Annotated in this window: 10 protein-coding genes and 2 tRNA genes; 6 read left to right on the top strand and 6 right to left on the bottom strand. The window is 63.3% G+C overall.

What is annotated here, in order from left to right; translation table 11 throughout:
- Nucleotides 1–52 precede the first annotated feature (52 nt).
- A complete protein-coding gene (locus WKW80_RS02700) occupies nucleotides 53–2,458 on the bottom strand; it encodes a UvrD-helicase domain-containing protein (protein ID WP_340361970.1) in 2,406 nt (801 codons plus the stop codon).
- A gap of 235 nt (nucleotides 2,459–2,693) precedes the next feature.
- Between WKW80_RS02700 and WKW80_RS02695 the strand changes: the two genes are divergently transcribed.
- Both WKW80_RS02695 and WKW80_RS02690 read left to right on the top strand, forming a co-directional pair.
- Entirely contained in the window at nucleotides 2,694–3,671 is a 978-nt protein-coding gene (locus WKW80_RS02695) for a GMP reductase (protein WP_340361969.1), read from the top strand.
- A 139-nt stretch (nucleotides 3,672–3,810) separates the two neighbouring features.
- Nucleotides 3,811–3,886 (top strand) — tRNA-Ala (locus WKW80_RS02690).
- A 47-nt stretch (nucleotides 3,887–3,933) separates the two neighbouring features.
- Here the strand turns inward: WKW80_RS02690 and WKW80_RS02685 are convergent.
- Nucleotides 3,934–4,644: an SDR family NAD(P)-dependent oxidoreductase gene (locus WKW80_RS02685; RefSeq protein WP_340361968.1), complete on the bottom strand. Its 711-nt coding sequence runs from the start codon at nucleotides 4,642–4,644 to the stop codon at nucleotides 3,934–3,936.
- Nucleotides 4,645–4,857: 213 nt separating this feature from the next.
- Between WKW80_RS02685 and WKW80_RS02680 the strand changes: the two genes are divergently transcribed.
- Nucleotides 4,858–4,933 (top strand) — tRNA-Lys (locus tag WKW80_RS02680).
- A 207-nt stretch (nucleotides 4,934–5,140) separates the two neighbouring features.
- Here WKW80_RS02680 and katG read toward each other — a convergent pair.
- The 4 genes from katG to orn all read right to left on the bottom strand — a co-directional run bounded on the left by katG (nucleotide 5,141) and on the right by orn (nucleotide 10,632).
- Nucleotides 5,141–7,393, bottom strand: coding sequence for a catalase/peroxidase HPI (gene katG / locus WKW80_RS02675; protein WP_340361967.1), 2,253 nt, complete (start codon nucleotides 7,391–7,393; stop codon nucleotides 5,141–5,143).
- Nucleotides 7,394–7,569: 176 nt separating this feature from the next.
- Nucleotides 7,570–7,803 carry a hypothetical protein gene (locus WKW80_RS02670; protein ID WP_340361966.1) on the bottom strand — a complete coding sequence of 78 codons (234 nt, stop codon included), beginning with the start codon at nucleotides 7,801–7,803 and terminating at the stop codon, nucleotides 7,570–7,572.
- A 196-nt stretch (nucleotides 7,804–7,999) separates the two neighbouring features.
- Nucleotides 8,000–9,844 (bottom strand): DEAD/DEAH box helicase, encoded by a 1,845-nt coding sequence (locus WKW80_RS02665; protein ID WP_340361965.1) that lies wholly within the window; start codon nucleotides 9,842–9,844, stop codon nucleotides 8,000–8,002.
- 206 nt (nucleotides 9,845–10,050) lie between these two features.
- Complete coding sequence (orn, locus tag WKW80_RS02660) at nucleotides 10,051–10,632, bottom strand: oligoribonuclease (protein ID WP_340361964.1); 582 nt, start codon at nucleotides 10,630–10,632, stop codon at nucleotides 10,051–10,053.
- Nucleotides 10,633–10,691: 59 nt separating this feature from the next.
- Between orn and WKW80_RS02655 the strand changes: the two genes are divergently transcribed.
- The 3 genes from WKW80_RS02655 to rsgA are packed head-to-tail and all read left to right on the top strand — an operon-like array spanning nucleotide 10,692 to nucleotide 13,282.
- A complete protein-coding gene (locus WKW80_RS02655; RefSeq protein WP_340361963.1) occupies nucleotides 10,692–11,951 on the top strand; it encodes a M48 family metallopeptidase in 1,260 nt (419 codons plus the stop codon).
- Nucleotides 11,952–11,972: 21 nt separating this feature from the next.
- Nucleotides 11,973–12,314 carry a 4a-hydroxytetrahydrobiopterin dehydratase gene (locus WKW80_RS02650; RefSeq protein WP_340361962.1) on the top strand — a complete coding sequence of 114 codons (342 nt, stop codon included), beginning with the start codon at nucleotides 11,973–11,975 and terminating at the stop codon, nucleotides 12,312–12,314.
- Nucleotides 12,315–12,340: 26 nt separating this feature from the next.
- Nucleotides 12,341–13,282: a ribosome small subunit-dependent GTPase A gene (gene rsgA, locus WKW80_RS02645; protein WP_340361961.1), complete on the top strand. Its 942-nt coding sequence runs from the start codon at nucleotides 12,341–12,343 to the stop codon at nucleotides 13,280–13,282.
- Nucleotides 13,283–13,284: the final 2 nt, after the last annotated feature.

The following is a 13,284-nucleotide window of genomic DNA, read 5'->3' as shown; positions in this document are numbered from 1 at the left end:
TCATGGAGCACTGAGACAAGGCGACGGACTCGATCGCCCGTCGGCGCGCCGGTCACACCGGCGTCAGCTTGGCCACCGACAGTGCCAGCCACTTGATGCCATGCCGCGAAAACTTGATCTGCGCGCGCGCATCATCCCCGCTGCCTTCGAGCGCCGTCACCGTGCCTTCGCCGAACTTGTTGTGGAACACCTGCTGGCTGATGCGAAGGCCGTGCGCGGGTGCAGCCTTTTGTATCGGCACCGCGCCGCTTCCGTAGGTTTCCGGCGCCCGGTTTCCACCGCCATAGCCTGATCCGAAGCGACTGCCCGAACTTCCGCCCGCGCGCCCCGCACTCGTCATGCCGCCACCAAACTGGCCAAAGCCCTGGTTCTTCGGCGTCAGCCACTTGAGCGCGCTGTCGGGCAACTCATCGAAGAAACGGCTCTTGAGGTTGTAGCGCGTCTGGCCGTGCAGCATGCGTGTCTGCGAATGGCTCAGGTACAGGCGCTTGCGCGCGCGCGTGATCGCGACGTACATCAGGCGACGCTCTTCCTCGAGGCTGTCGCGGTCGCTCATCGAGTTCTCGTGCGGGAACAGCCCTTCTTCCATGCCGGTGATGAACACGCAATCGAACTCGAGGCCCTTGGCGGCGTGCACCGTCATGAGCTGCACCGCGTCTTGTCCGGCCTTGGCCTGGTTGTCGCCGGACTCCAGCGCGGCATGCGTGAGGAAGGCGGCCAGCGGGCTCAGCGTTTCTCCGGTGTCCGCGTCAGGCGCAAGGTCTGCCAGCGGGATGTCGAGCAACGGCCGGCTGGTGTCGATGCCTTGGCTGGCGGCACTCTGGCGCAACTCGTCGACTGGCAGCGCCACCGCGTCGCGGCCAAAGCCTTCCTGCGTGACGAAGCTTTCAGCGGCGTTCACCAGTTCGTCCAGGTTCTCGAGGCGATCCGCGCCTTCGCGGTCGGCCTTGTAGTGCTCGATGAGGCCGCTGTGGTCGAGCACGAGCTCGATGATTTCCCGCAGCGAAATGCCTTGCGTCTGCTCGCGCAGCACGTCGATCTTCGCGACGAAGGCCGATAGATTCGAGCCGGCCTTGCCGCCGAGCAATCCGACCGCATCGTGAAGCGACTGCCCGCGCGCACGCGCCGCGTCCTGCAATTGTTCGATGCTGCGCGCACCGATGCCGCGCGGCGGAAAGTTAACGACGCGCAGGAAGCTCGTGTCATCGTCCTTGTTCTCCAGCAGTCGCAGGTAAGCCAGTGCGTGCTTGATTTCCGCGCGCTCGAAGAAGCGCAAGCCGCCATAAACGCGATACGGCACCGACGCATTGAACAGCGCGGTTTCAATCACCCGGCTCTGCGCATTGCTGCGATAGAGCACAGCCATTTCGCTGCGGTCGATGCCGTCGCGCGCCAGTTGACGAATCTCGTCGACCATCCACTGCGCCTCGGCGAAATCGCTGGTCGATTCGTACACCCGCACCGGCTCGCCCGGACCCTGTTCTGTGCGCAGGTTCTTGCCGAGCCGCTTGGTGTTGTGGCCAATCAGCGCGTTGGCCGAATCGAGGATGTTGCTGTAGCTGCGGTAGTTCTGTTCGAGCTTGATCTGCTGGCGCACATCGAACTCGCGCACGAAGTCGGCCATGTTGCCGACGCGGGCGCCGCGGAAGGCATAGATGCTCTGGTCGTCGTCGCCCACCGCGATCACACTGTTGCCGCCGGGGTGGAACGTCCCCTCCACGATGGCACCCGAAAGCATCTTGATCCAGGCGTACTGCAGCCGGTTCGTGTCCTGGAATTCGTCGATGAGGATGTGGCGGAAGCGCCGTTGGTAGTGCTCGCGCACCGGATCGTTGTCGCGCAGAAGCTCGTAGCTGCGCAGCATGAGTTCGCCAAAATCGACTACGCCTTCCCGCTGGCATTGTTCCTCGTACAACTGGTAAAGCTCGATCTTCTTGCGATCGTCCTCGCTGCGTGCCTCGATGTCGCGCGGGCGCAGGCCGTCTTCCTTGGCGCCCGCGATGAACCATTGCGTCTGCTTGGCCGGAAAGCGCTCGTCGTCGACGTTGAACTGCTTCATCAACCGCTTGATGGCCGAGAGCTGGTCTTGCGTGTCGAGGATCTGGAAGGTCGATGGCAATCCGGCCAGTTTCCAGTGCGCGCGCAGGAAACGGTTGCACAGTCCGTGGAAGGTACCGATCCACATGCCGCGCACGTTCACTGGAAGCATCGCCGCCAGCCGCGTCATCATTTCCTTGGCGGCCTTGTTGGTGAACGTCACGGCCAGGATTCCGCCCGGTGACACCTGGCCGGTCTGCAGCAGCCAGGCAATGCGCGTGGTCAGCACGCGCGTCTTGCCGGAACCTGCACCGGCAAGGATCAGCGCGTTGCCGGCGGGCAAGGTGACTGCCGCCAGCTGCTCCGGATTGAGGTTCTGAAGCAGGGGCAAGCCAGCCTGTGGCGCGAGATCGGTGAGCATCCTTCGATTGTAGGAAGCACGCTCGCCCCGGTCGCTGTGCATATGCGAGGCGAATAGGGGGTATACGAAGAGGCCTTTGATGCACCCAGGAGTGGGGGCGTACAATCAGTCACCGGGCCCAAGTTTCTTGCGCCCGGTTTTTTGTGGCCGTCCCTTGGCGGGGGCGCTGCAAAGGCCGGCCGGACCAAGCGCTCATTCGTTCATTCAAACGATCCTTCAAGGAGCCTGGTTCATCATGCAAATTTTCGATTACGACAACATCCTCCTGCTGCCGCGCAAGTGCCGCGTGGAGAGCCGTTCCGAGTGCGACGCCAGCGTCGAGCTGGGCGGCCGCAGCTTCCGCATCCCGGTCGTGCCGGCCAACATGAAGACGGTGGTCGACGAAGCCATCTGCCTCTGGCTCGCGCAAAACGGCTATTTCTACGTGATGCACCGCTTCGACCTCGACAACGTCAAGTTCGTCGAGGAAATGCACGGCAAGGGCGTATTCGCATCCATCTCGCTCGGCGTGAAGAAGGCCGACTACGACACGGTCGACGCCTTCGTCGCCAAGGGCCTGGTGCCCGAATTCATCACCATCGACATCGCGCACGGCCATGCCGACAGCGTGAAGAACATGATCGGCTACCTGAAGGAGAAGCTGCCGGAATCGTTCATCATCGCCGGCAACGTGGGCACGCCCGAAGCCGTGATCGACCTCGAGAACTGGGGCGCCGACGCAACCAAGGTCGGCATCGGTCCGGGCAAGGTCTGCATCACCAAGCTCAAGACCGGTTTCGGCACTGGCGGCTGGCAGCTCAGCGCGCTGAAATGGTGCGCGCGAGTGGCGACCAAGCCGATCATTGCCGACGGCGGCATCCGCGACCATGGCGACGTCGCCAAGAGCATTCGCTTCGGCGCCTCGATGGTGATGATCGGCTCGCTGTTCGCCGGCCACGAGGAATCGCCTGGCAAGACCGTCGAGGTCGATGGCGTGCTGTTCAAGGAGTACTACGGCTCGGCCAGCGACTTCAACAAGGGCGAGTACAAGCACGTCGAAGGCAAGCGCATCCTCGAGCCGATCAAGGGCAAGCTGGCCGACACTCTGGTCGAAATGGAGCAGGACGTGCAGAGCTCGATCAGCTACGCCGGGGGCAAGAAGTTGATGGACATCCGCAAGGTCAACTACGTCACGCTGGGTGGCGACAACGCGGGCGAGCACCTGCTCATGTAGCAGTCGACAGCGCCATCGCCCTGCGGTGGGGCTTGTGGGGTGTGCGCCATGCACCATTCCTTCCTCATGAGAGCGGTGGGGACATGATCCATGCCTGCACGGCGATTCCGCGTGAATCGCGCTACACTCGCACCGCGTTGGGGGGGTAGCTCAGCTGGGAGAGCGCCGCGTTCGCAATGCGGAGGTCGGGAGTTCGATCCTCCTCCTCTCCACCAACGAATCAAAAAATGGCCTTGGCAATTGCCAGGGCCTTTTCCATCTGTCAGTCCAGCAAAAGGTGCTGTCCGTGCACCGCTGCTGCTGCCGTCGAAGCAAGGTATGCGACGGTTTGCGCGGCGACAGCCGTGGACACCCAAGTGGCCGGATTGGCGTCGGGCATCGCCTGCCGGTTGGCCGGCGTATCGAGGATCGTCGGTGCGATGGAGTTGACGCGAATGCCGTGCGGCTTCAACTCCGCGGCCGACGCTTCAACCAGGCGCTGCAGCGCGCTTTTCGATGCGATGTAGGCCGACATGGCCGCCAACCCGCGCGAGGCCGAGCCGGCAGTGACCGCGACCACGCTGCCGCTTTCGCGCTCGATCATCGCCGGCACAAAGGCCTGGCTGACGGCGACGAACGACCAGGCATTGAGATTCATCATCCGGTCCCAGCCTGCGCGCTCCAGTTCGTGCACGGGCGCCCCCATCTCGAAGCCGCCCGCGACGTGCACCACCGTATCGACGTGCTGGAACGACTTGAGCACATTCGCCGCCGCTTCCTGCATCGACTGCGCCGACGTCACGTCACAGGCAATCAGCAGATGGCGCGAGTTGTCGAGCCCGGGAAACGCCTCGGCCAGCTTGTCGACATGGTGGTCCATCAAGGCGATGCGTGCGCCCATGTCGAGAAAGTGTTGCGCCACGGCTCGGCCCAGCGCGCCTGCAGCACCTGTTAACACGACATGCGCGGGGGTGGTGGAAGAAGACTCGATCATGGATGCGTCCTTGGGTTCTGCGCACGCGACGGCGTGAGCTGTGTGGCAATACTGTGGCGAAGGCGGGGATGGTAGCGCCGCGCCCGGAGCGCGTGACGCATTCCGGGCACGGCATCTCGCGCTCCTGTGTTTCGCTGCGGCAGCGTGTTCCAGGACTGTGGCAAATTCTGGGCTATAATCGTTGGATTGCCTGATCGCAGCAATGTGATTCAGGGGCTCTTAGCTCAGTTGGTAGAGCAGCGGACTCTTAATCCGTAGGTCGAGTGTTCGAGTCACTCAGGGCCCACCACCAACACACGCACCAGCGTTGAAAAGCCTGCTATCGAATGGATAGCAGGCTTTTTTCATGCCCGTGCCGGTGAAGTTCCTGCCCGATGGCCATGCAACCCTCGGCGCGAGCTTCATCTGCCAATGGCCGGCGACTCATTCAGTGCAAGCAGTCGATCACCGTCACGCTGCGCACCGCAGTAGAAAAAATGATCGACGCGCACCCAACTCAGGCGATATCGAACCGGTCGAGGTTCATCACCTTGGACCACGCCGCCACGAAGTCATCGATGAACTTCTGCTCCGCGTCCGAGCTTGCATAGATCTCCGCGATGGCGCGCAGTTGCGCATTCGATCCGAAGACCAGATCGGCGCGTGTCGCCGTCCACCGGATCTCGCCCGTCTTTCGGTCGCGCCCTTCAAATTCACCGTTGGCATTTGGGGCCGGCTTCCACTCCGTGCCCATGTCGAGCAGGTTGACGAAGAAGTCGTTGCTCAAGGTGCCGGGCTTCTTCGTGAAGACGCCGTGCGGGGCCTGGCCTACATTGGCGCCCAGCACACGCAGGCCACCGACCAGCACTGTCATCTCTGGCGCCGTCAGCGTCAGCAACTGCGCCTTGTCGATCAGAAGTACCTCCGCAGGCACGATGTAGCGCGACTTCACGTAGTTGCGAAAGCCATCCGCGACCGGCTCCAGCGGTGCGAAGGAGGCCACGTCGGTTTGCTCTCGCGAAGCGTCCATTCGCCCTGGCTCGAAGAGAACCTTGACATCGCGGCCCGCATCGCGCGCCGCTTGCTCCACGCCAGCGCCACCGGCCAGCACGATCAGGTCGGCGAGAGAAACCTTCTTGCCACCCGCCTGCGAAGCGTTGAACTCGCCTCTGATTCCCTCGAGCACCTGGAGAACCTTCGCCAATTGCTCGGGTTGATTGACGTCCCAATCCTTCTGTGGCTCGAGCCGAATTCGCGCGCCGTTCGCGCCGCCCCGCTTGTCGGAGCCGCGGAACGTGGAAGCCGAGGCCCAGGCCGTCGACACGAGTTGCGCAGAGCTGAGGCCCGATGCCAGCACCTTCTTCTTGAGGGACTCGATGTCCTGCGCCTCGACGAGGGGATGGTCGACTGCGGGGATCGGGTCCTGCCAGATGAGTTCTTCTGCAGGCACTTCCGGCCCCAGGTAACGGGCGCGCGGCCCCATGTCGCGATGCGTGAGCTTGAACCAGGCGCGGGCGAAAGCGTCTGCGAACTGGTCGGGGTTCTCCATGAAACGCCGCGAGATCTTTTCGTAGGCCGGGTCGAAGCGCAATGAAAGATCTGTGGTCAGCATGGTCGGCACCAGCTTCTTCGACGAGTCGTGCGCGTGAGGAATGGTCGCGCCGGCACCCTTGGCCACCCACTGGTGCGCGCCAGCGGGGCTCTTGGTCAGCTCCCATTCGTAGCCGAACAGGTTCGAGAAAAAGTTACCGCTCCACCTGGTCGGCGTGGTGGTCCAAGTGACTTCCAGGCCACTGGTGATCGTATCGCCGCCATTGCCCGTGCCGAAGCTGTTCTTCCAGCCGAGGCCCTGGTCCTCGATGCCGGCAGCTTCGGGCTCTTTCGCCACGTTCGACGCAGCCGCGGCACCGTGGGTCTTTCCGAAGGTGTGGCCCCCGGCGATCAGCGCGACCGTCTCCTCGTCGTCCATCGCCATGCGCGCGAAGGTGTCGCGAATGTCATAGGCTGCGGCGATCGGATCGGGATTGCCGTCCGGACCTTCCGGATTGACGTAGATCAGGCCCATCTGCACGGCGCCCAGCGGGTTCTCCAGGTCGCGCGTGTGCTGCACCTTGCTGTCGTCGTCCTTGACGAGCACGCCATGGCCCTCTTCGACGCCCGGCGAACCTTGCGAATAGCGAACATCGCCGCCGAGCCAGGCTGTCTCGCGGCCCCAGTAGACATCCTGGTCGGGCTCCCACACATCGGCGCGCCCGCCGCCAAAGCCGAAGGTCTTGAAGCCCATGGTTTCCAGTGCGACGTTGCCCGCCAGGATCATCAAGTCTGCCCACGAAATCTTCTGGCCGTACTTCTGCTTGATGGGCCACAGCAAGCGACGCGCCTTGTCCAGGCTGACGTTGTCCGGCCAACTGTTGAGCGGCGCAAAACGCTGTTGGCCGCGGCCTGCCCCTCCCCGCCCATCGCCGATGCGATAGGTGCCGGCGCTGTGCCACGCCATCCGGATGAACAACGGCCCGTAGTGCCCGAAGTCCGCCGGCCACCAATCCTGCGAGTCCGTCATCAAGGCGGCCAGATCCGCCTTCACCGCGGCCAGATCGAGGCTCTTGAACGCCGCGGCGTAGTCAAAATCCTTTCCCATCGGATCGGACTTCGACGAGTGCTGATGGAGCAGATCCACGCGCAACTGCTGGGGCCACCAATCACGGTTTGTCGTTCCAGCACCTGCGGCCGGGCTGAACGGACACTTCGCTTCGATCTTTTCATCGGCCATGGATGTCTCCTGATTGAGCAAATGAGAGGGCCAGATTCTGTGACAGACGCGACGCCGGCGCGAATAGATCGATTCAATACCGGCGATAGCGCGCAGCAGTGATGCCGGCGAGGGACCGGAGCGCCGTCGTCGCTGACGGTGTTCCCCTGGCCATGCAGCCCGTGGCCTCTCCTCGACTACGGCATCGACCGCCGCGGGAACCGCTTGATCATGCTGCGCCCCAGCGACGTGATCGAAGCGACCACCGCCGGCGGCTGGTCATAGCCATCCAGCGTGCGCACCGGCTTTGGAACAGTCGCCTTGATATGACCAGCCAGGGCCAATACGCGTACCGAATCCACGTCCTTGCCGCGTGTGACGGCAACAGGGAGATCTTGTTCTGATAAACGGTGCAGGAGATTGATGGGCACAGCGAGAGTATGCGGGTGAAAGCGGGCGTTTCTGGCCGACGGCTGAGCGATTCACTCAATCCACAAGCGCCGCATCGTTGACTTGAAGACCAAAGTACGCAAAGGCTGGCCATTCACATCGCAAATCCAAATCAGGCGTCACGAAGAAAAGGCCCGCTCCTTGCGGACGCGGGCCCTTTCATTGGATCAATGCGACTCAGCGGCTGGGCTTGAACCCGCGCTTTTGCGCGTCGCGCGGCACGAAGACCTTGCCGCCGCCGCCACCGCCGCCATTGCCGCGGGGAGCACCGAAGCCTTCGTTGCGGCCACCGCCGAAGCCGCCGCGCGGCGCGGCGTTGTCGCCCCAACCCGGCTTGCGGCCGTAGCTACCTTCGTCACGGTCACGGCCGCCGCCGAAGCCGGCGTTCTGGCCACCGCCGAACCCGCGTGGGGCCGGAGCGCCGCCGCCCATGGGAGGACGCGCGCCACGATCATTGAAGCCGCTGGCGCCGGCATAGCCGCCGCTCGGGCCGCTACGATGGCCGCCGCCAAATTTGCGATCACGCGAATGGAAGTCGCGCGGTTCGCGGTCACGGCCACCGCCGAAACCCTGCGGGCGCGACTGCGGCATGCGCTGCTGCGGCTCGAGGCCGGGAATCGTCTCGGCCTTGAAGTTCTGATGGCTGTAGTGCTCGATGTCCATGATCTTGCGGCGATCGCGGAACTCGGCAAACGTGACGGCGATGCCGTCGCGGCCAGCACGGCCGGTGCGGCCGATGCGGTGGGTGTAGTCCTCGGCCTTCATCGGCAGGCCGAAGTTGAACACGTGCGTAATGGTCGGCACGTCGATGCCGCGCGCGGCAACGTCGGTCGCCACGAGGATCTGAACCTGGCCTTGGCGCAGCGCCATCAGTCGGCGGTTGCGAAGACCCTGGCTCAGGGCGCCGTGCAGGGCGACGGCACTGAAACCGTCCTGCTGCAGGTCGTTGGCGAGGCCGTCGCATTCGACTTGCGTGCTGGCGAAAACGATCGCCTGGTTGATCGTGGTGTCGCGCAGCCAGTGGTCGAGCATCTTGCGCTTGTGGACCATGTTGTCGGCCCAGAACAGCGTCTGCTTGATGTTGGCGTGCTTCTCTTGCGGAGAATCGATCTGCACCTTTTGCGGCTGGCGCATCACGCGCGCGGCCAGTTGCTGGATGCGCGGCGCGAAGGTGGCGCTGAACATCATCGTCTGCTTGCGTTCGATGGTCAGTTGGTTGACTTCGGCGAGGTCGTCCGCGAAGCCCAGGTCGAGCATGCGGTCGGCTTCGTCGACGACCAGAAACTGCACCTGGTCGAGCTTGATTTGCATCGAGCGTTGCAGGTCGAGCAGACGGCCGGGCGTGGCGACCACGAGGTTGGCGTTCTGCAGCTTGGCGATCTGTAGTTGGTACGGCATGCCGCCGACCACACTGGCGACACGAAGGCCGCGGCAATGGCGAACCAGGTCGATGGCGTCATGCGCGACTTGCTGCGCGAGTTCGCGCGTCGGGCACAGGATCAGCGCGCCGGGCGTGGCAGCCTTGAAGTTGCGCGGGCTGGTCGGGTCCTTGCGCTTGGCCTTCTTCGGGGGCGCTTCGCCGCGGGCAATGGCTTCCTCCGACAGGCGCTGGAACTCGGAGCGGGCAGCTGCTTCGGCTTCGGCTTCCTGCTTCAGCAGGGTGTGCAGCACGGGCAGCAGGAAGGCGGCGGTCTTGCCGCTGCCGGTCTGGCTCGAGACCATCAGGTCGATGAACCTGGCGGAGCCGTCGGTGCTGCCCATGGCCAGCGGAATGACCTTGTCCTGCACGGTGGTCGGCTGCTCGTAGCCGAGGTCCGCGACGGCGGCGATCAATTCCTGGGCCAGGCCAAGGCGGATGAAGCCGTTGGGCGCCTTCGGCTCTTCGGCCGGCACAGCGGCCACGTCGAGCGTGTCGAGCAAGGTGATGTCGGAATGCGACTCGACGGGCGCGAACTCGTTGATGGAATCGAAAGTGGATTGCACAGGCGCGAACTCGCCCTGCGCTTCAAAAGCGTCGGTCATGTAATTTTTTCTCATACGCGAGCGCTGCCGTAGGCGGCGCTCCGTCGGGTGGTTAAAAACATCAACCATCCAACGACATACAGCGATCGCTTTCGCGAAGCCGGGCCCATTCGTTTGGGCGCTAGTGCAAGACGGGGAGATGCAAGAAGACGCTGCTCTACGCAGCGAAGTTTTTGATTATCGCACGAATTCGGGTATTTACCTAATCAATCAAGCTTCAGTAACGTTTCGCGATAGTGAACAAGTTCATCTATCGATTCATGAACGTCAGCCAGCGCAGTGTGCGCCTGCTGTTTCTTGAAGGCGTTGTAGGCCGCCGGCTTCCATCGCTTGGCGATTTCCTTCAGCGTGCTGACGTCGAGATTCCGGTAGTGGAAGTAGGCCTCCAGCTTCGGCATGAACTTGACCAGGAAGCGCCGGTCCTGCCCGATGGTGTTGCCGCACATCGGCGAGCCTTGCTTGGGGATATAGCGCGCAATGAATTGCAGCAGTTGCTCCTCGGCGGCCGCTTCGTCGATCGCGGAGGCCTTGACCTTGTCGATGAGCCCGCTGCGTCCGTGCGTGCCCTTGTTCCAGGCGTCCATGGCGTCGAGCACCTCGCCAGTCTGGTGAATGACAAGGACGGGGCCTTCGATGCGCGGCGTCAGGTCGGGGCCGGTGACGACCACGGCAATTTCGAGCAGGCGCTCCTTCTCGGGGTCGAGCCCGCTCATTTCGCAGTCGAGCCAGACCAGGTTCTGGTCGCTTTTTTTCAGTGTCGGGGAAGTCGGTTCGGTCGATTCGGGCATCGTGGGATTGTCGTCGATGGCTCGCGGGCACCCGGCGCGGCGACTAAACTCGGCGGCCCATGAATGCCTCACTCATCTTTACTTCCGCCTTTGCGGCCGCGCTGGTGGTCGACCTGCTGCTGAAGTTCTGGCTGGCTTCGCGGCAGATTCGCCACGTGGCACAACATCGAAACGTGGTCCCCGCGGATTACGCTTCGGCGATCACTCTCGAATCTCACCAGAAGGCGGCCGACTACACCATCTCGAAAGCGCGCTTCGGGTTGATCGAAGTGGCGTGGAGCACCGTTCTGCTGCTGGCATGGACGCTGCTCGGGGGAGTCGATTTGCTCAACAAGGCTCTGCTCGGCTGGCTGGGTGGCGGCATGGTGCAACAGTTGGCGCTGCTGGCGGTCTTCACAGGCATCGGCAGCGTGCTCGAACTGCCGCTCGCGCTGTGGCATACCTTCGTGCTCGAACAACGCTTCGGCTTCAACAAGATGACGTGGAAGCGCTGGTTGCTGGACGCCTTCATCAAGACGGGCTTGTTCGCTGCATTCGGACTGCCGATTGCTGCACTGGTCCTGTGGCTCATGGGTGCGACCGGCGCCTTGTGGTGGCTCTGGGCCTGGGGTGCGGTCGCACTTTTCATGCTGCTCGCGCAACTGGTCTACCCGAACCTGATCGCGCCGCTTTTCAACAAGTTCAAGCCGCTGGACGACCCGACGATCAAGGCCCGCGTCACTGCCCTCATGAAGCGATGCGGCTTTGTTGCCAAGGGCCTGTTCGTGATGGACGGGAGCACGCGCAGCACGCATTCCAACGCCTACTTCACCGGCTTTGGCGCCAACAAGCGCGTCGTGTTCTACGACACGCTGTTGCGCCAACTCAGCGCGGGCGAAATGGAAGCCGTGCTGGCGCATGAACTCGGCCACTACAAGCGGCACCACATCCTCAAGGCGCTTGCGCTGTCGTTCACGATGAGCCTGCTCGGCTTCGCATTGCTGGGATGGCTCTGTGCGCAGTCATGGTTCTACACGGGGCTGGGCGTCCAACCGAACATGGCCGCACCCAACAACGGTCTCGCATTGCTGCTGTTCATGCTGGCGATTCCGGTATTCACCTTCCCGATCGGGCCGCTGTTCGCACAATTCTCGCGGCGCAATGAGTTCGAGGCGGACGCCTATGCCGTGGCCCAGACCAACGGCAACGACCTGCGCGCCGCATTGCTCAAGCTCTACGACGACAACAAGGCAACATTGACGCCCGACCCGGTGTTCGTGAAGTTCTATTACTCGCACCCCCCCGCGTCCGAGCGCCTCGCGCGCATGGCCGCGGCCTGACCCGAACGGAGCCCCCGCGCAATGACCAGCAGCATGTTCAAGCCGAAGGAATGGAAAGGGCAGCCGCGCCGCGCGCTGAGCGCCACCGAAGTCGTGGCCAGCCTTGCGCGCCTCGATGGATGGAAGCTCACCGGCGATGGCGCCAACGTGGCCATCGAGAAGACTTTCACCTTCGCAAATTACTTCGAGACCATCGCCTTCGTCAACGCGCTCGCCATGATCGCGCACCGCGAAGATCATCATCCCGACCTGTCCGTGCACTACGACCGTTGCGTGGTCCGCTTCAATACACACGACGCCGGCGGCATCTCGTCGAGTGACTTCGACTGCGCTACGCAAGCCGACGCGCTGCTCGCGCATTGACCGCCTTCGGACCATGGAATACGTCGGTGGCTAAGCAACACAGCGCGCCGGCGATTGCCGAACTGGACGTCGGCATCGTCATTGCCAGCCATGGCCGGCATTGCGTGATCGAGACACCCGACGGCGAGCATGTGATCTGCCATCCACGCGGCAAGAAAAGCCAGGCCGTGGTCGGCGACCGTGTGCGCTGGCAGGCGAGCGAAGACGAAGGCACGATCGAGCGCGTCGAGACGCGCCGAAATCTCTTCTACCGGCAAGACGAGATCCGCACCAAGTCGTTTGCTGCGAATCTCGACCATGTGCTGATCCTCATCGCGGCCGAGCCGGAGTTTTCCGAGCACCAACTGGCGCGTGCGCTCATCGCTGCCGAGGCCGAGCGCATCGCGCCGGTCATCGCGCTCAATAAGAGCGATCTGGTAGCGCCATTCGAACGCGCGTGGGCCAGGCTCGCCCCCTACCGCCGCATGCATCACGGCGTGTTGCCGCTATCGTTGAAGGCATCGGGGGCCGTCGACCGCGCATCGTTGCTCAAGCTGCTCACCGGCAAGACCACGCTGGTGCTGGGCCCCTCCGGCGCGGGCAAGAGCACGCTGATCAACCTGCTGGTGCCGGGCGCACTTGCGCAGACGGGTGAAATTTCAAAGGCGCTCAACGCCGGCAAGCACACCACCACGAGCACCAGCTGGTACTGGGTCGACAAGGCCAGCGAGACAGCGTTGATCGACTCGCCCGGCTTCCAGGAATTCGGGCTCAATCACATCGAACCGATGAAACTGGCCGGCCTGATGCCCGACATCGCCGAACACGCATCGAACTGCAAGTTCTACAACTGCACCCACTTGCACGAACCCGGCTGCGGCGTGATTCCGCAGGTCGAGACAACCACCCAAACTGGCCCGATCAGCGCCACGCGGTACAAGATCTACGGCGAACTCTTTGCCGAACTGAGCCAGCGGCGCTTCCCCTGAGG

This window comes from Variovorax humicola (assembly GCF_037889915.1).
GTDB lineage: Bacteria > Pseudomonadota > Gammaproteobacteria > Burkholderiales > Burkholderiaceae_C > Variovorax > Variovorax humicola.
The sequence above is the reverse complement of the archived record's forward strand: the minus strand, read 5'-3'. Positions and strand labels throughout refer to the sequence as shown.

Bases quoted from the DNA above. Each gene is read 5' to 3' on its own strand.
- WKW80_RS02700 (WP_340361970.1), bottom strand. From the start codon at position 2,458: ATGCTCACCGATCTCGCGCCACAGGCTGGCTTGCCCCTGCTTCAGAAC.
- WKW80_RS02695 (WP_340361969.1), top strand. From the start codon at position 2,694: ATGCAAATTTTCGATTACGACAACATCCTCCTGCTGCCGCGCAAGTGC.
- WKW80_RS02685 (WP_340361968.1), bottom strand. From the start codon at position 4,644: ATGATCGAGTCTTCTTCCACCACCCCCGCGCATGTCGTGTTAACAGGT.
- katG (WP_340361967.1), bottom strand. From the start codon at position 7,393: ATGGCCGATGAAAAGATCGAAGCGAAGTGTCCGTTCAGCCCGGCCGCA.
- WKW80_RS02665 (WP_340361965.1), bottom strand. From the start codon at position 9,844: ATGACCGACGCTTTTGAAGCGCAGGGCGAGTTCGCGCCTGTGCAATCC.
- orn (WP_340361964.1), bottom strand. From the start codon at position 10,632: ATGCCCGAATCGACCGAACCGACTTCCCCGACACTGAAAAAAAGCGAC.
- WKW80_RS02655 (WP_340361963.1), top strand. From the start codon at position 10,692: ATGAATGCCTCACTCATCTTTACTTCCGCCTTTGCGGCCGCGCTGGTG.
- WKW80_RS02650 (WP_340361962.1), top strand. From the start codon at position 11,973: ATGACCAGCAGCATGTTCAAGCCGAAGGAATGGAAAGGGCAGCCGCGC.